12 protein-coding genes are annotated in these 23,943 nt (G+C 42.2%); all 12 read right to left on the reverse strand.

The annotated features are described in order from the left end of the window. Positions 1-33: 33 nt before the first annotated feature. The 12 genes from Bovatus_RS15090 to Bovatus_RS15145 all read right to left on the reverse strand — a co-directional run bounded on the left by Bovatus_RS15090 (position 34) and on the right by Bovatus_RS15145 (position 23,900). The gene (locus Bovatus_RS15090; RefSeq protein ID WP_004298513.1) at positions 34-255 is read right to left on the reverse strand and encodes a DUF4248 domain-containing protein; all 222 of its coding nucleotides are present in this window, start codon (positions 253-255) and stop codon (positions 34-36) included. Between the two features lie 131 nt (positions 256-386). Next, positions 387-3,671: a glycosyl hydrolase gene (locus Bovatus_RS15095; protein WP_004298515.1), complete on the reverse strand. Its 3,285-nt coding sequence runs from the start codon at positions 3,669-3,671 to the stop codon at positions 387-389. Positions 3,672-3,683: 12 nt separating this feature from the next. Next, entirely contained in the window at positions 3,684-5,270 is a 1,587-nt protein-coding gene (locus tag Bovatus_RS15100; protein WP_004298516.1) for a fimbrillin family protein, read from the reverse strand. Positions 5,271-5,324: 54 nt separating this feature from the next. Further along, entirely contained in the window at positions 5,325-6,230 is a 906-nt protein-coding gene (locus Bovatus_RS15105; protein WP_004298517.1) for a fimbrillin family protein, read from the reverse strand. A gap of 33 nt (positions 6,231-6,263) precedes the next feature. Next, positions 6,264-8,363, reverse strand: coding sequence for a rhamnogalacturonan lyase family protein (locus tag Bovatus_RS15110; protein WP_004298518.1), 2,100 nt, complete (start codon positions 8,361-8,363; stop codon positions 6,264-6,266). 39 nt (positions 8,364-8,402) lie between these two features. Beyond that, entirely contained in the window at positions 8,403-10,124 is a 1,722-nt protein-coding gene (locus Bovatus_RS15115) for a hypothetical protein (RefSeq protein ID WP_004298519.1), read from the reverse strand. A gap of 5 nt (positions 10,125-10,129) precedes the next feature. Beyond that, the gene (locus tag Bovatus_RS15120; RefSeq protein WP_004298520.1) at positions 10,130-13,282 is read right to left on the reverse strand and encodes a SusC/RagA family TonB-linked outer membrane protein; all 3,153 of its coding nucleotides are present in this window, start codon (positions 13,280-13,282) and stop codon (positions 10,130-10,132) included. A gap of 18 nt (positions 13,283-13,300) precedes the next feature. Further along, positions 13,301-14,995: a fasciclin domain-containing protein gene (locus Bovatus_RS15125; RefSeq protein WP_004298521.1), complete on the reverse strand. Its 1,695-nt coding sequence runs from the start codon at positions 14,993-14,995 to the stop codon at positions 13,301-13,303. 8 nt (positions 14,996-15,003) lie between these two features. After that, positions 15,004-16,731 (reverse strand): DUF5108 domain-containing protein, encoded by a 1,728-nt coding sequence (locus tag Bovatus_RS15130; RefSeq protein WP_004298522.1) that lies wholly within the window; start codon positions 16,729-16,731, stop codon positions 15,004-15,006. A gap of 7 nt (positions 16,732-16,738) precedes the next feature. Further along, a complete protein-coding gene (locus Bovatus_RS15135; protein ID WP_004298523.1) occupies positions 16,739-18,268 on the reverse strand; it encodes a RagB/SusD family nutrient uptake outer membrane protein in 1,530 nt (509 codons plus the stop codon). A gap of 11 nt (positions 18,269-18,279) precedes the next feature. Then, on the reverse strand, positions 18,280-21,570 hold the full coding sequence (locus Bovatus_RS15140) for a SusC/RagA family TonB-linked outer membrane protein (RefSeq protein ID WP_004298524.1): 3,291 nt from the start codon (positions 21,568-21,570) through the stop codon (positions 18,280-18,282). 20 nt (positions 21,571-21,590) lie between these two features. Beyond that, complete coding sequence (locus Bovatus_RS15145) at positions 21,591-23,900, reverse strand: fasciclin domain-containing protein (RefSeq protein WP_224440833.1); 2,310 nt, start codon at positions 23,898-23,900, stop codon at positions 21,591-21,593. Positions 23,901-23,943 lie beyond the last annotated feature (43 nt).

The following is a 23,943-nucleotide window of genomic DNA, read 5'->3' on the forward strand; positions in this document are numbered from 1 at the left end:
CAGCCTCAAGCTCATTGGCGGGTCAGTTATACCCTAATCCTCATAAGGATCACCTAGATGTTTTGTTATGATCTTATACTGTTTTGCAGTCAGATACCGATGATTATACGGCAAGTACCCTGTTGGTATAAGTTCTTTGACCAACGGGTTGCAGTCTTTAATCCATCGGCTCAGACAACGCACTGCATTTTTACTGGTTGCACATCCGGGGAAGTACATCACAGCGAGTACGGCAAAAGATAAGAATCGTTTCATTCGTTTTTAGTTTTTTATTCGTTGTTTTATGTTTCACGTCTACAAATATACAACATAAAAAAGCCTTTGTCAAGTCCTGAAAGACTATGAACGTGAATAAATGAATGATTCCACGTATAAACTCCTGTGTACTATCTCCTTACCAATAAAACTTCGCCTATGATGCCCGAAGGAACCAGCCTGTCTCCCGCTTTCACTATTTCGGGATAAGCATACGTGTAACGTTCCTCTTGTGGCAGAGAAACATCACCGATCATACGGTTCGTCAACGAATTGACGACACGCAATTCCAGTGCATTATCACCTTCCTGCACGTAAGGAGTCAGATCAGCCTCCCAAGGCGAACACCAGATAGTCGAAACTTCCTTGCCGTTGATAAAGACTTGTGCCATGGCTCCCAATTGGGGAATACGAAGCACGAGCTCTTCATCTTTATCCAACTTGTCTAGTGTGATTGTCTTTTTATAGACAGCCGTTCCCGAATAATAGCGGATCCGGTCGTCCGCATTACGCGCCCAATCCGTCAGCTCCTCAAACACAACTTCCCCCGGGCCTCCCCATTTGGGATCAAAATATACATTCCAACTTCCTTCGACAGGAACAACCGCTTCAGGGCTTCCAATCATCCGTCGGGAGATACCTTCCGTCAACTGGTCGGACGCTACGATGAAACCGGATTCATTAGCTTGCAAAGTAATCGTTACCGCCAAGCCATCTTTTCCCGGAGTCGCAGGCAAGCTGAAACGCTTTCCGGTAGCAGGATCCCAGAATTCGGCATATCGGGCATCAGTACGTAAAGTCACTGTACTGTTAAATACATTCTTACTATGATTATTCAGGAAGTAAACTTCCGCGTCAGCCAACTGCCGGTGAGCGAAATACACTTTGTCCTTAGGAGTATTGCCGCTCTTCAACGCTATATCCGGACGGATTCCCGCCTGCGCCAAAGCTTCTTCAAGGGACATACCCCAATAAACCGTTCCTTTACCATAAGCATGAGAACCGGAAGCAGCCATCTCCCCGCCCCACAAGCTATCTGCCAGTTTTGCATATTCTTCCGCATTTCCGGCATCTTTCAGCGAACCGGAACGAAGAGGTTTCGGGCCATATAGCGGCACTCCCTGTTCCACCAGTGAAGCAATATGTCGCAACGCTTCCAGAGTGACATCTCCGTTGCGCTGTACTACAAGCATCTGATAACTCATTCCGTCCGGCAATACAATACGTCCGTCACGGGCCTTCATGCGTTTTATCAACGCGTCTGCCGTACAGACATCAAAGTCATATCCTTCCGGCATTTCCGGCAGACGGTAAGTGAGCAGTTTCACCGGAGCGTTATCACCTGCAAAGATACACAAGTCCACAACAGGTATTCCCTTTCTCATCAATCCCGCGCACCGTGCCTGATAATCCCAGAACGGGCGGCTATATTCCCAAAACGTATTATTACGGTTCAGGCAATAGTGTCTGCCACCTCCCGTACTTCCCGGAATCTTATCAAGCCATGGCTGATAAGCGGATGCACACACCACAAACTCATTCACTCCGAAAGCATAGGCATAATCAGCCAGGTTCTTCATTTCAGCAAATGACTCGTCATATCTCACATCCGTGAAAGCCTCTGCCGAAGCAATCCGCTTTCCATAGATATGTGCAGCAGATGCAGCTTCCTTTATATCATAGCTTCCATGTACATGATGCCCCCAAAACTCGCCCTGCGGTTTCTGCACCCGTCCTTTAGCCTGAAAGTTGTCAGCCACCAGATTCAATCCGTTACCGGAAGCCTGCGCTGTAAAATCAACTCCCGCCTGCCGGCACAAGCTATCCAGCGTACCGTAATATTTCTCTGAAACCAGATCGGCTATCGTGCGACGCATATCATAGAAGAAACCGTCCGTCTCTTCGGGAGAACCGACAATATACCCCATCAGAGCCGGAAGATAGCGATGTATGTCATATCCTCTTCTCTGAAGGAATTCTTTCTCATAACCGGCAGTCCAGTTCTGCGAACCGGCTTCCTGGCTATCCATAGTCAAGCCTTTCAGCGGACATCCTGCCGCATTCAAAGTATCCAGAATCAATTTGAAATAATTGTCAAACTGTGCTTTGGCTGCCACGGCAGAAAGTTTGTCACATTCCAGTCCTTTCATATTGGCACGCGAATGTTTAGTGACTCCTCCTGTCGGCACATGTCCGAATCTCAAAACCATCCATTCGCCCTCGGGCACATCCCATTGCAACTCTCCATCCTTACTCATCCGGGCACTCAAGTCGATTACCTGCTCCGGATTTATCACTTCCTCACCGGAATATTCGGGTGTCTCGTCCGGCAAAACATACTCGGAGTAAAGTCCGGCCTTTTCTTCCCATTTATCGGCTTTCGCCCGCGAAGAAAGCACCACATCCCCCAGATACATCTGCGGTTTCTTATCTTTCGGATGACACCAGTCATGCAGGTTAAGACGGAAATATCTGCCCTTCACAGCTGGGAAAGAAACGGTTTTCTGATTCCAGTTGCCGGACGCAGCCGAATAAACCGGCTTCAAGTCACATACTTTCTGATAATTTATTCCATCTTCCGAAACTTCCAGTTGTCCCAAATCCGGTTGTTCGATGAATCCTTGAGCAACGAATTTCTCCGTCGGTTTTCCCGGTACATTCATGGCGCCGCCACGGCTTTTACCCCGTGTACCTACGCGATAGGTAATACTACGTGCTATGAAATCATCTCCGAAGTCAAGATTCACGAACACGGAATGCCCCGGTTCCTGTGGGGGGATTGTCGTCAATTTCCTGCTTTTGCCAAACAGGGATTCAACGGGCAGGCCTGCCAGGTTGGTCGACAGCTTCGGGTTGCGGGTCTGGTTTGTTTCATAAAATCCTTTATGAATAGGGAAAGCCAGCACCGCTACGTCCGAAAAGGACTTGCTGTCCGGTTTAGGTAATACTCCTTTAAACGAAGACTTTCCTTTTATGATTGTTTCAGTAGCTGTAAGTCTCTGCATACCCAATTCGGGAGTGATCCACGGGCCACCTGCCACATAGCCGTTGGCTATGTTGGCCTCAAAGGACAAGCCGACTCTCTTCGCTTCCGAAGCCGCAAACCGGAGCATGTCCCACCATTCCTGCGACATGGCGGGAATGGCATTTTCTCCCTTTCCGTGTGCCTGGTCATAATAGACCACTCCGCCTACTCCACCACGTTTATACGCTTCCAAATCGGCGGTAATTCCCTCTCTGGTGGTTTCCGTTTCACCGTGAAACCACCACACTTTCGTGCGGGTAGAGTCTTGAGGATTGGCAAATTCTTTCCATGCCTGCTCTTTTGTCGTTTTATCGGGAGCGCTTCCTGTACAACTCTGCTGGGAGAATAACATTCCCATCCCCAAAAGTCCTATTACAATCTTTTTCACCATATACCTTTACCTTTAAAACGCTAAAGAGAAGCGGAAAAAGCCCGAGTCTCCTTTGGCATTTGATGCTGAATTCAGACCAAAAGTTTCATTTGTATAAAGAACCCGGTACATTGTTCTTCCGGTATTCGTAGATGTCTGATACCCTGTACCGGCAAAAGCTTCTATCCACAAAGCCGTTCCCCCGACATTAGCTAATGATGAATTAATGTCGTCTTTATTCTCGAAGATAATATCCAATTCCTCCACAGAAGGCAGATACCATCCGGAAGTAAGGCTCGGAGCAGGCATTAATTGCGAGTACGTAGATATATTACTAATCATATTCGTTGCTGCATTGCCATTTATCACATGCATTTCTTTCAATGCCTCCGTATTATTATATCCTAAAATACAACCATATTCAGGAACTTTGTTCCCGTTTCCCCAAAAATATCTGCTATCTAATCCATTATCCGTAAAATACTTAGCATAATCTAATTTTGAATTCGAGGCAACACTTGTCGCAGTGGCATTTGATTGGTTTATTGCATAAACCAACCCATGCACACAGTTAGGATAATCACGTTTCAAGGCATCCTTTTCTTCAACTGCTTCAAGAGTTTCTTTATATAATACGGACGGTTGCGGATTTCCCACATAATATACAATACCAATACAGTCATCCGGCACTTCTTCCGGCGCGCAATCCCGGCTTACAAGATTTCCATCCGCACAATAGTAATCACCTACTTTCAATTCATACTCTTTCACTACATTTCCACCGTCAACCATGAATCTTTTATACTTTCCGGCAGCAATAGCAGAATTAACATTATACTTGCTGTCACCCAGCACACCTACAATATCGGGAGCCACAGCCGGTTTCACCAACATACGGTACGAACCATCGTCCGCACGATAAGGCTTTATCTCCTTGCCACTTGCAATTTCTTCCGTATAGAACGCAACGTCTCCGCCCGGCTTTATGGCATAAATTGTTCCTTTCAATTCCGGGTTAGTAAACTTGTACTCCGTTCCGGGTAAAGAAATTACCGCCAATGACATACGGTGAACCATATTAAACTGAATGAGAAATTCACCTTTATCCCCTCTATATATAGTACTTCCCGAAGAAGTCATCAGATCGGAATCCGCAAAGTTTTTTCTAGTCGACTGATCTTTTCCGATATTCCATCCCGCTGCCGTTGAAGCAAAGAAATCGGTTTCCACAGAATTGATACTCAAGTTTTCACTATACGGGAAATAGGCATAATAAGTAGCCTCTCTCAATGCTCCGTCATATTGCAGATCCGTAGCCGGCTGCCAGCCTTCCCTCGTAAGTTGCACTTTCAGATTATTTACATCACTCAAGATAGCATTATCCTTCACGGCAAAAAGTCCGATACAGTCTCCTACTTCAAAAGTCGTATTATAATTCAAGTCTGTTACAGCCCGTGATGCGGAAGATTCCGCATTTTCCATACCTTTATCACACACATTTATAACAAGCCCCTCCGTGCCGGACATTGCCGGCAGGCTTTCATCCTCATTCGAGCAACCGCTCCATGCCGCCATTGCAGCCAAAAACAAAGCGGTAGATAAAAACTTATATTGCTTCATAATTAATTCCTTTATTCCAATTGTTCCTATATATCAATCACTATCAAGGATGACTCACGAAATCGGCGTAGTTTCTATGATTTCCTCTTCTTCACCCCTCCATTGCGTCGAGTTCTTTTCCACAGTAACAACAATCTTCTGATCGCCTACCGTAATATTGTAGACAGACTTAAACCCACCGGCCAGATTGGCATCTCCTTCTTCCGGGGTATAATAAAATGTTCTTCCGCCCATTTGGATCTTAATGAACTTCTTTCCTTTCATATCCTGGGGAATCAACAACGCATGACAAGAATAAACATACCCGTCGGATGAGATCACTTTTTTCGGAGTAATCACCTTGCTTTCCCCTTGGGAAACAGACAGGATGCCATCGGATATATTGCCCGAAAGAACCGAATTCTCAATTGTAACGACCGAGTTCGCCAATTCAGTCTCATTCTTGCCATTCCCTTTCAGGTTCACAATCACTTTGGCCGTCAAATGCTCGAACGGCAGTATCTTATTGCCCTGTAAAGAAACCTCTGCCATAGTGTACAATAAATCCGAGTACTGGAAACCGGCTCCGGACTGATCCGCCTGTACATTCCATGATGCAGGCAGATTATTCCCTTCGGTTGCAGGATACCAAGCCGTTACAACCTGTGGTTTTAAAGGCACGGACCAAAGCAAACGGTTTTCTTCATTTATGGGCTCCAACGTACCGGTTACATCCGTAACCTTGTAAGTCACCTTCTTTTCTCCCATATTCAGAGAAACCTGCTCGGTACCATCACCTGTCCATGAATTTTCAGAGCTGGCACGTGTTTTCACCTGATTCACCTGCGCTGTCAGTTCCATTATAAGATCGTTGCCAAGAATTTGCACTTCGCTCTCATTCGTGCAAGAAGAAAGACCAATTATCCCTAACAAGCATAATAACCGGAATCCTTTCTTACTGATAATATATCTCATATTCATATCTTTTTCTCTTAGTGATTATTAATACATTCCTCAATCCTCATAAGCAGAGCCGTTATGCTCGCCTTCCTCCGGTTTCCAGTCACCGATATTACCGGGACCGACTTCCATACCTTCACCATTTAACAAATCTGAGCCAAGGTAGAATCCGGTATGAGTAGGCTGGTTATATCCCACATTCTCGTGAACAGCACTCAGCCGATAGATGTGGTCATACATCAGAGGACGGAAACGATACTTAGTTTCAAGGTTGGTAGTGAAAATACGCAGTTCCGTATAATCCGGAGTCACATAAACCATTTCTTCACGCCAGTCTCCCCAGAAATCTGCATAGAACACCGGATTATTCTTTGTTCCCTGACCGGTGGTCACATTATAATCACCTTTTGAGAACAGGACATTCGGTTCTCCACCTGTTCCATAATCCACAACAAAACCACGATCCAACAACTGCCGGTTCAAAGAGCCGCTCCACCAGATTCCCATATTATACGTCCAGTTATCTCCCCATTTATAACGGGGGGCTCTTTTTGCCAGCACTTCCCCTTTACATGAATAGAGCTTACCCGCTGGTTCTGATGCCCAAATTTCGCATCCCGGCGTTTCCGGATCAATATCAGCCACCATACATCGGCCGACGTCCTGTCCATTACCCGGAATGGCAACCAAGACTTCTCCGGTAGCGGCATCCCGCATTTCAGTACCGCAGTCACCATACATATCAGGACCTTCATGGCAAGTGACCACTTGTAATCCTTCACGGCTAGGATCAAATTTTCCCAAATGTAAAGCATCACCATGTCCCCGTCCTGTAGAATAAAGTCCGGTCCCATCATGGTCTATGGCACATGCTCCATACATAATCTCGTCCTTGCCATCATTATCCACATCGCCAACCGCCAAATTATGATTTCCCTGATGTACATACTCCTGATAGTTGGGATAAGTATCGAAATGCCAACGTTTAGTCAACTTACCATTAGCGTAATCAAGTGCTACAATCTGGAAATTTTTATAATATCCACGACACATTACAATACTGGGTGCACTGTTCGGAGAATCAAAATGTCCCGTTGCCATCAAGAAACGGTCGATACGGTTTCCATAATTATACCCATCTCCCCAATATCCGGTCCAAAGTAGTTTATCCCCCCGTGAAATATAATCTGTACGTGCCAATTCGGCTCCTGTGGTTCCATCAATAATAGACAAAAATTCCGGTCCGTCCAAAATCTTTCCATAAGCGCCGCTTTCCGGATTAGTATTTACATAATAAGTAATCCCGTCACCATCTACATCGCCAATCACGGTCCCGTCTCCAAATTTTGTCAATTCAGATGTACGGACAGCCAATTCAGCCTTTCCGTCGCCATCCAAATCATATACTATAAACGAAATATAATGAGTCCCCTGACGGATATTGGGACCTAGCTCCACTCTCCACATAAACGCACCATTATCCAACCGATAAGCTTCCAACAAGGCACTGCCCGGTGCAAATCCGGGACTCGCATTATCAATTGACATGGTCTGTCTTTTCACTACAATCTCATATTGCCCATCTCCGTCCAAATCTCCAATTGCCGCATCAGAAACCTTATATCCCATAACATCTTCACTTCCACTTTCATCTTCATCCTCATTTTCGCCCGGGACGCCTGTCGCCCCCAAAAGAGGCGGCAAGTTATTCATATTCAGATGAATGGATTTGTAGAAAGTCGCAGCCATTTCAGGAGTGAATTTATAAGAACCAAGAGCCTCGCCGGAACCGGAAAAACGTAATTCATAGGTATTTGTCTTTGATACGTCTACAGATAAGTCCTTATAATTTGTACTTTTAGAGATCGGCGCAGAATTCAATTTCTTAAACTCACCTCCATTCACACTCCGATAAATATCATACGATGCATCATTCGGATCGTCCTTCATCCATTTCCAACTGACCAATGCTCCCAGTTCACCATGAGCAGGATCATAACTCACCATCATCCCCCGGGTATCAAACATAGTGATATCGGGATATTCCACTACCGGAACTTCAGGAGTTACCGGTTCTGACGATACCACCTCGTCATCCGAACAAGAAGTCCAGAGAAGTATAGCTCCACAAACAAGAATGAATATTTTTCTCATATATATCTTTTTTATTATTAAACCTAACAAGTTATCATATTAATGGGAAGAAGACGTTTTACTTAAATCCCAAGGAACGAAATAAGCTCCCGCTTCTATTTTGCTCTCCACTTCAGCACGTTTGGCAGGATCTGTATACTTTTCACCTACATACTTGGAGATAATGCTATAATCATTCCAGCGTCTTGCTATACGGAGCATAATCGGATATGTCTTTCCCTCACAAGGAAATTCCAACAAGGCTTCTTTCAATATTTCAAGGTCATTATGCCTCTTTATGTCCATATCCGTCTCTCCATCGCCCTCACGCCACATATCACGGTCACCAAGATTTAAAATTCCCCGAATCCCTCTATCTTCATAAGTACGGTAACTTCCCTCGTCTGTTAGATTTTTCCCCCAATCGTTAGTGAAACCTGTGTTTTTCCACACCTTTTTATCCGCATCCGTAACTTTCGCCAATGCACCGTATGTAAGATAGAACCCTTGATTCATCAAGACATCGGCAATCTCATACCGTCCCAAATTATTCAATGCTTCAACCAGCATAAAATAAAGATCGGCAGTGTGATAAATATAGATTTGCACATCATCATGAGCTACCGTATGTCCCAGTTTACTACCCATACCCCGATATTTCTGGACTGAATATTCTACATCCTTTACAATTTCCTTAAAAGTCTTGGAACGGTTATCTGTCGTAAACTCATCATCCGGTTTTTGAGACGGATTATAAACAGGATCTTTAAACCGGTTCACTCCGGCTAATGATGCACGCAACAAATATTCTCCCGTAGTATCAAAATGTCTCAACAAAGAGTTTTTTTGGTTATATTGATAATTATACATAATGACAGATTCGGTAGATTCGATTTCCGGACTGGCACTAGTAAACCAGCCTCCATATCCATTGCCATAACTACCATTACGCATGTATTTAGTTCGTGATTGTTTTTCACGATTCAACGCAAATACACGATTCATCTCCCTTAAAAGCACACTTACTGTATTCTGATAGTTTCCTTTCCATAAAGAGATTTCTGCTTGTAGGACAAAATAGCCCGGCACCATCATATTCCAATATTCATAAGTACTAATGACTTCACTATCTGTACCCGTAGGATCCAGCCAGGCTCTCCAGTCCATAGTATAAGTTCCGTTTACACCGTCAAAACCTGTAGACAAGAGATTTTCGCACGCATCCAGTATTCCATCCAAATCCTTTATCTCAAACTTGGAAAAATCGACAAAACTTTGCAAAGGATCATCAATCCAGGCTGCCTGTCCATAAATTTTTCCCAATGTGAGGTAAATCCACGTTTTCACTCTTAACGCACTACTAATCAACCCTCTATAGTGATCCATATCCACAGTGGTTTCATGGGCATCTTTATAAACCTTTGCCTTCTGCATGAAATCATTGCATGAAATAATCACATCATAATATCTAGCCGGATCAGCATAAGAGTTGCCGCTCAAGTCATCATCGTAATTGTATAGGCTATATAATTCTCCCGGCGTGTGTTCTGTCGGTTCCAAAAGCTCGGCACGGGTATCTGTCAGATAAATGGCCTTGTCACCGACAGCCTGCATTTTGGTCACTATTCCCAAAAATCCTGAATAAAGTTCGCTGTTCTCACCCATATAGTCATTACCTCTCAAGATAGTATCGTTATTCGGCTCAAAGAAGTCAGTGCAGGAAGCACATGCCATCAATACCAGACCGAGTATCAGATTTCTCAACATATATATTCTTTTCATACTCTTTAGAAATTTAAATTAACACCCACTTTTACAGTCTTCGGCTGCATCAGTTTTGCATTATCGAAGCCTTGCATATTCTCTGCATACGAATAAGAAAACTCCGGATCCATGCCTAAATAGTTAGTGACAGTAAATAAATTCTCCCCTGTCACATAGATTGTTCCTGCACGGAAGAAATTCCAAAGTTTCTTTGTGAACGTATAACTTAAAGTCACATTCCTCATTCTAAGATAAGAAGCGTCTTCAATCCAACGGGATGAGAAGTAGTTATTACCCACAGGGTCATTCCATACGGCACGGGGAATATCCGTCACCTCTCCTTCCAATCCCCAACGGTTTACAACCGCGAAACTTTGGTTATTGGTCGTAGATACCGATTCCAATTGTTGTCTTACAGCATTGTAGGCCATATTGTCTTTTGAATAACTGAATTCCGCAGAAAGCGCAAATCCTTTATATTTCAATTGAGTATAGAATCCGCCAAAATAACGGGGTGAAGCATTACCTAACAACACACGGTCTTTATCATCAATCCTGTTATCCCCATTCTGATCAACAAAACGAACATCACCCGCGTTATATCGCATCCCGGTACGATTAGAGAGATTAGCTGCATCAGCTTCTGCCTGTGTTGAAAATACTCCATCGGCTTGGTAACCATAATATTGGTATGGTGATTCTCCTACCCGATGTACCATCTGCACTCCATTGTTATAATCCAGTACGATCTGGTCTTCACCGCCCAAAGATTTTATCTTATTCATAGCACGGGCAATATTACCTCCTACAATCCACTCAAGGTTACGGGTACGTACCAAAGAGGCCTGTACGGAAAGCTCGATTCCCTTGTTTTCCATCTTACCAATATTGGCATAATAGGCGGAAGAGCCATATATGGAAGAAAGTGGCATGGCACTAATCATATCGCTCACCTGATTGTTGTAATAGTCAAAAGATACGTTCAAACGGTTACGCAAGGCTGACAAATCAATGCCTAAATTTAAAGATGCGTTTCTTTCCGGCTTCAAAGAAGTATTCGGCACATTGGTACGTACAATTGTGGATAATTGCTGATATGGAGCAGCCGAATAATTGAAACTTCCTAAAGTAGATGCAAAACGGGTATTACCGGTCAGACTATACTCTGCACGTATATTGAACTTATTAATCCATGTTGTGTTCTGGAAAGGTTTCCATCCTTTGCCCAACCAAGTCAGCCCAACAGAAGGATACATATAGAAACGGTTTACCTCCGTACCGGTGGAAGAAGCTCCGTCTACCGCCATGTTTACAGATGCCTGTATCTTATCATTATAAGTGTAATCCGCATGCGCATAAAAGTTCATCCAGTTCCAGTTATTCGTATAGCCAAGGAAACGGCGTCCGATTGCCTGAACACTCCCCAAAGTCTGATAGAAGTCATTACCTGTGTTACGTCCTTCACCTGCATCGTATTCATTCTTAGACGTCAGCATCTGCCAGCCGGCAATTGCATTCAGCTTATGGACATAATTGAAAGTTTTTTGATAATTTCCATTCAGGTTCAGAAAAAAGTTCGTAGTCTCCGCTTCTCCTTCTTTCACCGCATTATTCCTGGTATCATACATATCGACTACAGGCAGGATTGTCGGGTCACTCTGTCCGGGAATAAAAAGATGCTCATTATTAAAGTTGTAATACAAGCCGACAATGCCGCTCACTGTAAGTCCCAAGAAAGGTTTGTATGAAATACCGGCTTTCATATTCAGATCATATTGGCGGTTGTGAGCATCCAACGTATTTATCAATGCCAACGGATTGCTGACTCCATAAGCAGTTGTTCGGCTCTCACCATAACGATAAGAGGAATAAGTGGCAAGGACATTGCCATCCCGGTCTTTATCATAAGGGCTTAACAAGGGGGAACGGAAATACGCGGCTAGAATAGGGTTCGTAGCTGCACTCATTCCTTGTTCCTGAAAATGCCCGTTCAGATATGCCAAGCCTAAGTTGGCGAAAATATTCACTTTCTGGCTTACCAGGATATTGGTATTCAACTGGGTATGGAAACGCTCCATACTTGTATTATCCATCAACCCGTTATCACGACTATATCCCAATGAAAGGTCATATTTGGCGATAGCGTCACCACCCTCCACACGGAACAGATGATCGGTGGAAGTGCTGTTCTTATAGATTAGTTCCTGCCAGTCAGTGTTATTATTATACAAGTAGGCATATCTTTTATCATTCGGATCTTTCATAAACGGAAAATTCTCATAGAAATCTTTCGGATATTCATAGATGGTCAAACCTACATCTGACAAATAAGACTTATAATCTTCCACTCCTAACAACGGCATCCGTTTGTCATTCCAATTCACTCCAAACGAACCGTAATAACTGATTTTGGTTTCCAGGTCATTAGATACAGCACCATCCGTCTGAATCAGAATAACCCCATTCGATCCCAATGAACCATACATTGCAGCCTCCGCACCTTTCAGAACTGTTATATTCTGAATATCCTGCAAGTTATAAGACTGGAAAATGTCCCGTGTAAACCCGCCAATGACTGTTGAAGAAGTCTTGTCTGGCATATAAGGTATCCCGTTTATTACAATCAAAGGAGCATTATCGCCCGTCAATGAACGAATACCACGTAAATTATAATAACTCCCCTCACCCGGCATACCACTGCCGCGTTTTATTTCCAATCCGGCAATCTGTCCGGCTAAGGCACGGTCTATTTTAGTTCCTCCCAACAGGAAGTCCTTTTTCGTTATATTAGTGGCCGATGTACTATTTGAGAGTCTGGTATCTCCTTCTTCGCGGAAAGGCAATACGACCGATTCATTATATTTATACTGTCCCTCCGGAGTCATCATAATGACTACCTCCGAACGGCTGTTCAATTTCTGCTGTACTGGATAATAACCGGCAGCCCATACTGAAATTTCTTTTGCCTTTGAAGGATCCTTCAGTTCAAACTTGAACGCTCCATCTCGCGAAGTAGTCACATTTACCGTATCTAACACCGTAACAATGGCCCCCTCAACCGGCTGATTCTTTGTCGAAAAAATCTTACCCGTCAGTTTATGGGCACTCTGTCCCCATATATTTGCTGCTCCCAAGAGCAATACAGACATACTAAGTATAGTTCTTATCTTTTTCATATCCTATCCTTATCAAGGTTAATAACAATTTTCTGTCGGACGGAAACACCAGTGGAATGGAGAGAGATTCTTATTATATCCTGCCGTAAACTCAATCTTGATTGTCAGTTCCACAGGTACATCACCTCCAATGGTTACAATTCCTATTTCTGCTCCATCACGGTCATAATTTGAGACTGTATTATAAATCTCATTAAAGCCACCACCGCCACGATCCCAATTTATACTATACATTTCAACTTCTGATATTTCTCTAACCTTCATGTCGTTCACGTAGAATGTCGCATTCACTCTACTATATTTCCCGTAGTGTCCCCAATAGAGATAATATTCACCCGGCGGAAGCGTATATGGAATCAAAGTATGAGTACCATCCACATGTTCCTGCATTTTAAAACACTTGAATTGCAGCACTCCTTTCTGCGTGTCATCAATCAACTGAAATCTCAATCCGCTATAATCTATCGCCGGCCAATTGGAATTGGGTTGGTTAACTCCTGCATAATTCTTCGTACCCGTACAAAGAATATTCATGCTTTCATTCTTATAATTTGTCGACCCTTCTTCCGGATAAAGATTATAATAGGCCAACTTCTCGCTATCTGTCAAAGGAGCATTCCAAGCAGGACAGAAGAACTCTTTGATTCTCCACAGCAGTACCGCATTGGTAGGAATCTTCAAAGAAGTAACATAATAAGCGATACCGTTACTCATCTTGACCGGATTGTCCAAATCCACCTTATTAACAGTCGTTCTCCATTGTTGATTAAAAATAGAGATCAAGTCCGGCTTTGCCGGGTTTCCAAAATCTTCTCTTTTGTATTCCACATCCTTATAAAATGCACTTTGGAATATCCAGTTATCCAGAATAGAATCCGCACGTTCCATATTCCAGGATCTCAATCTATCTTTAGCATCAGCCAACGCATTTTCCACTAATGTATTGGAAGGAATAAACATGGTCGCTTTCATATTTTCGGTATATAAGTCCATTCCCTTAGCCTCAAAATAAGCACTCTTGAAAGTAAATACCGAATCATAAACAGTATTTCCTGTCGGGTCTATCCCTGTCGGTGTACTGGCACTCTTATCAAAAACCCTGTCGACTCTTGCCATCACCATCCCCTTAAAGATTGAATAGTCATCGCCCAACCCTTCCACTACTTCCATCAAGGATTTAGGAGTGTTGATGTAATCCTCCAGTTCATAAATATAAGCATCGGCAGTTTTAATTACTTTTTTAACCACAGCACCGTTAAAAGCAATTCTATTTTGACCGGTCAACGCATCTTGTGTCGTGACTTCCACATTTTTCCCGTTCCACATCAACAGAAGTTGCCCTTCTTTCAAGTTACTTGGTGAAATAGCCGCGTCCGTTATATGGGCCTTGGCAAGGAAAATATCAGGATCTTCGGCCGTCTCCCCTTCAGTAGCCGTCCGGGTGGTATTTTCATTATTAACCACCATCATGGTATATAATGACTTCTTTTCGTCCAGCGTCTGAAAGATACCTGCTTTCTCAAACAACCCGTACATGGAACTGTAAGAAGCCTCATCCTTCAAATAGACTGATGCCGGTTTGTCTACAATTACAACATCTACATTATTGACTACAGGCTCTTTCCGGGTATAATGAGAATCCCACTCATCCGTACAAGAACATAATCCCGCCAATAGACATACGGACATTAATATATAATTGATTGTTTTCATCGCTTTACTTAATTTATAGGTTCGAACAATAGATAATCCAACTGCAGACGGAAATTCTTGTGTGTACTTGCCGCAGGATCCAAAACAACTAATTGTAATTTATGGGAACGGGTAGCAGTAAACTCCAGTTCGCTGAACAACTCTACCTTATAGCAATTCAGTTCATCTACGGGAACAGCCGCATAGATAGCTGTACTCACCGATTTGCCCAAATCATCATCAAAAGTAAATGATGTGCGCCCGCCATTACTTCCTTCAGACGGGACATCGCCTGCCAACCGCATGAAATTCATCGAACTGGCATAAGCAAATCCCAAGGTCACTTTATATCTCCCGGACAAAATTGTGGGAACATTCATTGTCAATGTTCCATTATAGCCAATATTAATACCTAAGACATCATAATGTAACAAATTCCACCAATTATACTCCGACTTACTATATGCGGTACGGTATTCCAAATATCCCCAACCGGAACTGATAGTGCCGGAAGGCCCCATTTGCATCTCATAACAAGAAACATACGAACCGGTATTGTTAGCCAACGACGTAACTCCTTCATTATCTCCGGCTTTCTGTTGATACAACTGCCCGTCCACTCCATAAGAAGTAATATAAGAAGCAACTTCAGGGAAATCACAAAAATCAAAATAATAAGGAATCGGTTTCAATGTTTCACACACAGGCAGATAGCCATCGATCTGATGAATATACCCATTCCTGGCTTGTTCATTAGATTTATCTTCAATGAATCCGGCCTTGTCATCACCACCATCAAAATTCAAATAATAATCACCATTTTCAGATGAAGTCATTATCAATGCATTTTCAGCTTTGGTATTCCATAATTTCCTGGATGTCTCTTCATTATCGAAAGATTTTAAAGCTGCGATTTTATAGTTTCCATCCAGAATATGATAAGCAACATATCTGTTCAACGCATTATTCTTGTCTGTATAATCGCTTCCCGCTCCCAAATGAGAGGCTAGTGCTTCTACTGTAGAAATTCCACAATCATTGTAAACATCATCTGATACAGCCAATACTGTGAAATATCTCCTCACTTCTGATGTGCTGCCCGGTACGGAAGGATTAATTCCGGACACAATACTCAATTCATCTTTCCAACCGGTCAACTCAACAGCAGCACGGAATATCCGGTTCTCCTCATGACCACACAGGCGCTCGTAGACTGTTTCTATGGCAGGACTCAAAACATCATCCAATACATAAACAAGACCGTTGGCTGTCGAAATCGCAAATTCTTTCACATGTGCCTCCTTATTGATATAAACAGAGTTAAATCCTCCCTCTCCGCTTTCGTCAAACGACACTTCCAGTACATCACCGGAAAGGGTCTTGACCGGCAACTCTCCTCCTGCCACAAAATCATCCCGCTGAATGGAATCATTCATAATATGATATTCCGCCAGACCGCGTGCATAAGTCTGCCCCAATTCTTCAATTGAAGAAACTCCTTTCTGCGTATAAAACTCGTACATAGCATCATTGGTCGGCGCAAGTACAGTGAATACATCAGTAGCCTGGTTTACCGCGTTAAATAAATCAGCATATTTCAAAACTTTAATCCATTCTGAAAACTCATCTGACCGACTTTCCAGATAAGATGCCGCCGGTTGTACGTTATAAACCTGAAATGTCTTATCCTTATAAGGGTCATCACAGGAATAACAGATTACCAACAACAGAAGACAATATTTTATAATATTTTTCATGGCAATATCAATTTGAAGTTATATCATAATAAGGGTTCTGTGTCAGAAGTGAATTCCGCTCAATATCACTCTGAGGAATCGGCAGATACCAAGCATACGTATTTTTCAATACCGAACGTAGCCATTGTGAACTGGCTGAAGCATTGTTTGCCACAATCAAATCAATGAATGCCGTCTGATATTTATAACCTTTCGACTTACCGAAACGAACCAAGTCATACCAGCGTTTCCCTTCCGCAGCCAACTCAATATCACGTTCTTCCAACACATATCTCAGCATAGATTCTTCCGTCACATCATTTATGTTCACATCCAGCTCTGCAACATTGGCACGGGTACGTACCCGGTTTATCAAATCTATGGCAGCCTGAAAATTAGCAGTTCCACCCTTCCACGCCAAAGCTTCCGCTTTCATCAGCAATACGTCCGCCATACGATAAAGAATCCAGTTGGCATCTTGTTGATCCCTGTAGCCCGTAGACATGTAACCATATCCCTGATATTTCCAGACACAGGAAGCCGCCCCTACTCCTAAGTCGTTATATGCTCCTCCGGACGCACGAACCGAACTCTCATTGCTGGTTCTGGTTTCATTCCATAAACGACCGTACATAGCCACTGAATATTGAAATGGTGCAGATGAAGAATGAGTAAAATAGGCAGACGGGCTATTATCGACAGGTTGATTATAAGTGAGCACATCAAAATTTATCTCAAAAACGGATTCATTACTATTTCCCGGATTAAAAATCGTGAACCATTGTTCAGGGTCAGCCATAAATGCCGGACGATGAGAGGAGTTAGCATTAATCAACAAATCCGTATATTCAATACAGCCTTCATAATCTTCACTCCAAAGACAAACATCTGCCATTAACGCATATAAAGCCCATTTAGTGATACGCCCTTTTGTAGCGCCCGCCCATGTGTCATCATCATAAAACTCTTTAGCCGCTCCGGAGTCCAATGCTGTCTTTATATCCTCTTTTATCTGAACGATAAATGTTTCTTCCGAAGACTTGCTCATATTGAACGGATAGGAATCCGTCACATAAGGTTCCAGTATTAAAGGAGCTTCCTTATAATTACGTACCAGTGTGAAATTAACCCATGCCCGCATAAAATAAGCTTCCGCCATATGTGAGTTCATGGCAGCTTCCGTATATGTCGCATCATGCCCATGTACTTCCGGTGCATATTTTATAATTGAATTGGCAATATTCAAGAGCTGATAGAAAGCCGACCAATTACACATCTTGGACGAAGCTGTCAATTGAAAGTTTTGCAATTTTTGTTGTTCCGAACCACTATATGCATAGACAGAGCCACCCCGGAGTTCGCCCCAATAGATCAAGTAAGGAACAGTGGTGCGCATATACGAGTAGCCTTGCGCAAGGACTTCTTCCACCTGTTCTTTTGTCTTCCAATAGTCAGGTGACACCTGCTCATTCTTAGGCAGCACATCCAACCAGTCATTACAGCCGGAACTTAACAAACCGACTCCGGCAATAGCCAAACATATTAATATCTTTTTCATATTACCTTGTATTAGAAATTCAGATTAATACCAAAAGCGAATCTCATAGAAACAGGAGTGGTAGCCTTATCCTCTGCCAAATCTGTAGGTTTAGTAGGAATTTCCACTTCCGGATCTTGTCCCGTATAATTTGTCCACGTAAATAAGTTATAGCCTGTTACAAAACAACTTAAAGTATTTATTCCCAATCGATTACATATCTTTTTAGGGAACAAATAATTCAATGTCAGAGTTTTCAGGCGAATAAATGAAGCATCTTCCACGAAACGGTCAGAACCTAAATAGTTGTATCCTTCCTTATACAAAGCACGTGGAATATCCGTTACATCCCCCTCATTTCTCCAACGTCTCAAAACAGCCGTACTCTGATTGTCATCACTGTACATTGATTCGTTATTCATACGAGCTGTATTTACAATTGATTGTCCGAAACGTCCATGGAAGAATGCACTCAAGGACACTTGTTTATACTTGACCGTTAATCCGGCACCACCAGTCAACACCGGATTGTAATTTCCCAAATACACGATGTCATATTGATTAATTACACCATCATGATTAATATCCTCATATATGGCATCTCCCGGCTGACAAGCCTTAGTCAGATTTTTCATAACGATTGGCTTACCGTGTACATCGTTCATTATATTGCCTGATGCGTCACGCGCATAAGTAGCATCCTTATCTTTATATACTCCCAAATAACGGTAACCATAAAAAGCTCCGACCGGTTGACCTACCTCTACACGTGCAGCATATTTACCATTATTGGCTTCATAAGTTTCCTGCGCCATATTGCCTGGTAATTCAGTAATACGGTTTTCATTGCGACTAAGGTTCACATAGCCGCTGATCTGCCAGTCTTTATTCTTCCAAAAGATTGCATCCGCACGAAATTCCCAACCTTTATTTTCCATTTTCCCGGAATTATAATATCTCATCGAACCAAAACCGGTGGATGAAGGGAGTTTATAGTCTTTTTGTAGCAAATCCTTGATGTATTTTTGATAATAGTCAAATGTAAACTTTAAACGACCACCGAATAACATGACATCCGCACCATAATTATATTCGGTAGAAGTCTCCCAATGCAAATCATCCAACTGCATACGTTCCGGTTTCGTACCGGACATATTCATATAGTTATCACCTTTAACATAAGCTCCCAGATAAATAGAAGTACCACTTGGAGCACGACCACTCTGCCCTACACTGACACGTATTTTAGCTTCATCCAACCAACGATCCCTCAGAGACTCCATAAAAGATTCATTCTGAAGATTCCATGCAATACCTGCGGCTGGAAAATATCCCATACGCTTATTACGTCCCATGGCAGAGTTGCCTTCGGCATTTAAAGAAGCATGAAATACATAACGATTTAATAATGTATAATTCATCAAACCGATAAATGACACAGTACGAGTTTCAGCCTCACTGGAATTCATCCCATTTTCTCCCCCCAAAACCGAAGTACCGACAGTAGGATCAGACAAGCCCGAAGAAGCATTACCATATGTAGCACTCAGATAATTGGTAGTAACTTGTTGAGAAGTACGAACCAACGCATTAGCGATTAAATTATGCTTATCATTCCAATTTTTAATATACATAAATTTATTTTCTGTCTGAAGTACTAGTTTATCAGAATAAGAGTCCACACTCTGATTGGCATACTCACTGTTTTGAGCTACTCCGGTTACAACCTGAGGCAAGAAACGATGAGCCTTGATCGTACGCATATTTATAGCCGCCCAACCTTTGTATGTAAATCCTGGCAAAATCGTATAATCAGCATTAAACGTAATCTTAGCTTCCCGCTGCATTGTATTATTCACCGCTTCATTTACCATAGCTACCGGATTAAAGTTTTGTGAATCTTTATTAACAGTACCTTTGAAAGAACCTTCAAAGTCCGGATCATGATACACAAAATAATCTCCCGTCATCAGTCCTGTCCTTCTGTCTATTGTATAAGGAGATTTATTCGGCATTTTACTCAATGCTTCCGAACGGACATTTTTTGCCCAGTTTGCATCCTGATCAGATTGTGAATAAGAAAAGTTCGCTCCAAATTTCAACTTATTAGAAAACTGGTAAGTTACATTCAATGATGTGTTCAACCGCTTCAACGATGTTCCGATAGTAGTCCCGTCATCACTCATATAGCCCAAAGAGAGACGATAAGTAGCTTTCTCACCACCACCACTCATAGAAAAGTTATTATCTGAAGTCAAAGCTGTCTGACGTACATAATCCAACCAGTTTACATCCTGATTATACTCATTAAAATGTTCGAATCCGGGAGTATATCCAATGACCGGGGTATTGAATAATAAATCCAAATAATGATTTGACGCGTTATCCAATCCTGTATATTTGGCTGAATTCCAAATCCCTTCCTGCATCAAAGCAGTGTATTCATCCCCATTAAGCATAGGGACATTTTTAGGCTCGGTCTTAAGAGTCCATTTAGATGAGAAAGAGAAACGGGTTTTTCCTACCGTACCTTTTTTAGTAGTAATAACCAAAACACCGTTTGCTCCCTGTGTTCCCCAGATAGCAGTAGCTGAAGCGTCTTTCAAAACTTCGACCGTTGCTATATCATTAGGAGAGATGTTCAAAAGAGCACCTAAATCTTCTTCATTAGCAGTAGAAAAATCAAAATCATCACTAATATCCGTCGGATAAGGTACACCGTCAATTACAATCAAAGGGTCGGCTGATGCATTCAATGTACCCGTACCACGGATACGAATGGAACTGCGAGTACCCGGATCACCACCTAACACAATATCAACACCACCCAACTGACCTTGCAACGCCTCTTCGACAGAGACAATAGGAGCGGCTGCTACCAAATCGTCCATATTCACCTTTTGAGTAGCTGATATCATCTCTTTGCTAGTAATACCCAAATCATTTCTCTCTATACGTTTGGCCGAAACAACCACCTCATCCACTGTTTTTGATTCGGATTCCATACGAATATTCAAGTTCGTCTGACCCGCATATTTAACGCGTTGAGTTTTCATCCCAATATAAGAGAATACAATTGTCAGATTACTCTCCCCCTCAGGAATCTTCACATTATACTGACCGTTCAGGTTAGTAATAGCTCCTCCCAAAGAACGATTCTGCGCATTAACGATATTCACATTTACTCCAACCAACGGTTCTGCCGCTTTTCCTATCAACTCTGTGATCGTACCCGACACAACCTTGTGCGTCTGAGCAACAGCCTCTCCCACACCACACAGAAGCAGAGCTATTGATACACATATTAATTTAAATTGTTTCATAATTTTAGATATTCAGTTTATTAAAAAACAGAGTCTATTAAATGGAATCCTCCATCATTGTATGCAAATGGAAAATAATAATAGGTTGGAACCACGGAACATACATGATCTGAGCCATCCAACTGGACAGACAAAGACTCTCCATTATCTGTATAGATTATATTCTTATAATTAGAATTGCGATAAGTGCCTGTTTTCCATGTAGGAGAACCAACATAGGGGCAACTGGTCACTTCCGGAGCATAGGTAGTAATCAAGAAATAATTTTTCAAATATGCCTTTAATACTTCCGGTTCAAATGTACCTTCCAAGGTTGGCTCCGCTTGAGACAAATCAATAGTTCCTCCCTCTACACCCGGAATCTTACCAGCCTTCATAGCTTCTACCAATGCTTCATTGGTCGGAATAAAGCTTATAATCCGGCTCTGAAAATCCGGTAAATCTTGCCCGGTAACCATATTGGCTTTTTTCAATAATTGCGCAAATACAAAATAGGGATATTTGGATTCATTGCAGGTTGCCAATACAGCTTTTATTCCTTTATAATTAGCATCGCCGGCATCTGCACCGTCTATATCAAATACTCCATACGTGTTTGATTTATACACATATGACTTTCCATTACTCCAAGCTTCTCCATTATTAGTAACTTCTTCAAAAGGTGAGAAAAGTGAGGAGAAATCATTTCCGGTCATTCCTAATGCCATATTAAAAATTGCATTGGTAGTAATCTTTCCATCTTTAACAAACCAATACGCTGATGCATTCTGACTGGTATATACCTTAGTACCGTTGAAAGGAAGAGTTTCTTCACCACTTACTGTATGTACATTGACCAACCGCTGCAATTTAGAAGACCCGACCGGCCCCATACCTGATTCAGTATCTGCGGGTTCCATCAATGCATACGTTCCGGAAGTTGTTTTCAACACTTCCATTTCACTTGCCTTGAAAGTCGCGTCATCAGGAATTAACAAGGTATATTTAGTAGCCAAAGAACTATAAGTCTTCAATAATCCTTCTGCACCGTCCAAAGCATACAAGAAACAACGATAATCTCTATGAGAAAAAGCCGGTCCGATTACCGAATTAAAAATAGGGGGAGTATCAATCTCATCCAATCCATAAAAACTTCCATTAACACAAATACTCTTATCTTTCACTGTATAAGGATCAAAATTATAGGAAGTACCATAATCATTGGTTATATTCTTTATTTCATCAGGAAAAACAATAGAGCCACCATATACATATTGCAGTAACAGGATCTTAACGACTAAAGGATCGACATTTTCCAAAAAATTATAACCATGTTCTTTCCAAAAACGAGTAAAGAATGCTTCCAAAGCTTCATTTGTAGGCGCAAATACACTATAAGAAACAGAAGCAAGCGTCGGAATCAGCCTAAAGTTGGAAACAGGCCATTCTAATGCGATATTGGGTAAGCCGCTAGCCTCATGCTTAAATAAATAGAGCTTGTCCACCCCCAAGCCTTTCGCAAAATCATTAGTCAACTGCTCATCATACGTAAAAGTACTATACGAATTATACAAATCCAGGAATTTTGAATATTGTTGTTTATCCTTCATGACCGTATAAATAGTCTCCAGGGGTTCAAGCACCTGATCTATAGCATAAATATAGCCATTATTAGCAATAATCTGATAATCCTTGACCGTTGCATTGGATACATTAAATCCTGCATCACCCGTCCAAATAGAGTTTGGATAAAAATATTCATAGTTCTTTTTGGCATCAATTCCCTTGGACGAAAACATGTAGTGAGAAAAAACAGGGACAAACCGTTCCAAATGATATACTGTCACCAAATCATTAGTAGTAGGATCAACTCCCAATGAAGTCGGGCTGGAACTCCGAGTCCTGAATTTATAATACATGCCGGGCAACACATCAGTATCCTCTTCATCGACAACATCACTCTGCGGACGGAAGTTTTCCAAGTCACTTTTATTATAGGAGTAATAAACCAAATGGAAACCAATCAGCTTTTTCAGCTCGTCCATCGGCATGTCTCTTACCGAAACATATCCTTCTTTCTCCAAATAAGCCATAAAGGCATCATTATCCGGTGCCATAACTGTAGCAAGTGCCTTACCTTCCAAAACAGGACGAAATCCGGCCAACTCTGCCGCCTCAAGAAAGATAGAGTATTTTCCTTCATACTCATTGGCAAGAACGTCCCATGCGCTCCCTTTCAACCACCCTGGCTTTTCATAATGCTCATCCATCTTATTCTCACACGAAAACAGAAAAGACGAAAGGAACAATAATAACAGCAAATACCGCATACTATTCATCACATTTCTCATAATATTAAATATATTAAATTAACCTATTGATAGTACTAAAACA

The organism is Bacteroides ovatus (genome assembly GCF_001314995.1).
Classification (GTDB): Bacteria; Bacteroidota; Bacteroidia; order Bacteroidales; family Bacteroidaceae; genus Bacteroides; species Bacteroides ovatus.

Bases quoted from the DNA above. Each gene is read 5' to 3' on its own strand.
- Bovatus_RS15095 (WP_004298515.1), bottom strand. From the start codon at position 3,671: ATGGTGAAAAAGATTGTAATAGGACTTTTGGGGATGGGAATGTTATTC.
- Bovatus_RS15110 (WP_004298518.1), bottom strand. From the start codon at position 8,363: ATGAGAAAAATATTCATTCTTGTTTGTGGAGCTATACTTCTCTGGACT.
- Bovatus_RS15140 (WP_004298524.1), bottom strand. From the start codon at position 21,570: ATGAAACAATTTAAATTAATATGTGTATCAATAGCTCTGCTTCTGTGT.
- Bovatus_RS15125 (WP_004298521.1), bottom strand. From the start codon at position 14,995: ATGAAAACAATCAATTATATATTAATGTCCGTATGTCTATTGGCGGGA.
- Bovatus_RS15120 (WP_004298520.1), bottom strand. From the start codon at position 13,282: ATGAAAAAGATAAGAACTATACTTAGTATGTCTGTATTGCTCTTGGGA.
- Bovatus_RS15145 (WP_224440833.1), bottom strand. From the start codon at position 23,900: ATGAGAAATGTGATGAATAGTATGCGGTATTTGCTGTTATTATTGTTC.
- Bovatus_RS15135 (WP_004298523.1), bottom strand. From the start codon at position 18,268: ATGAAAAAGATATTAATATGTTTGGCTATTGCCGGAGTCGGTTTGTTA.
- Bovatus_RS15130 (WP_004298522.1), bottom strand. From the start codon at position 16,731: ATGAAAAATATTATAAAATATTGTCTTCTGTTGTTGGTAATCTGTTAT.
- Bovatus_RS15105 (WP_004298517.1), bottom strand. From the start codon at position 6,230: ATGAATATGAGATATATTATCAGTAAGAAAGGATTCCGGTTATTATGC.
- Bovatus_RS15115 (WP_004298519.1), bottom strand. From the start codon at position 10,124: ATGAAAAGAATATATATGTTGAGAAATCTGATACTCGGTCTGGTATTG.
- Bovatus_RS15100 (WP_004298516.1), bottom strand. From the start codon at position 5,270: ATGAAGCAATATAAGTTTTTATCTACCGCTTTGTTTTTGGCTGCAATG.
- Bovatus_RS15090 (WP_004298513.1), bottom strand. From the start codon at position 255: ATGAAACGATTCTTATCTTTTGCCGTACTCGCTGTGATGTACTTCCCC.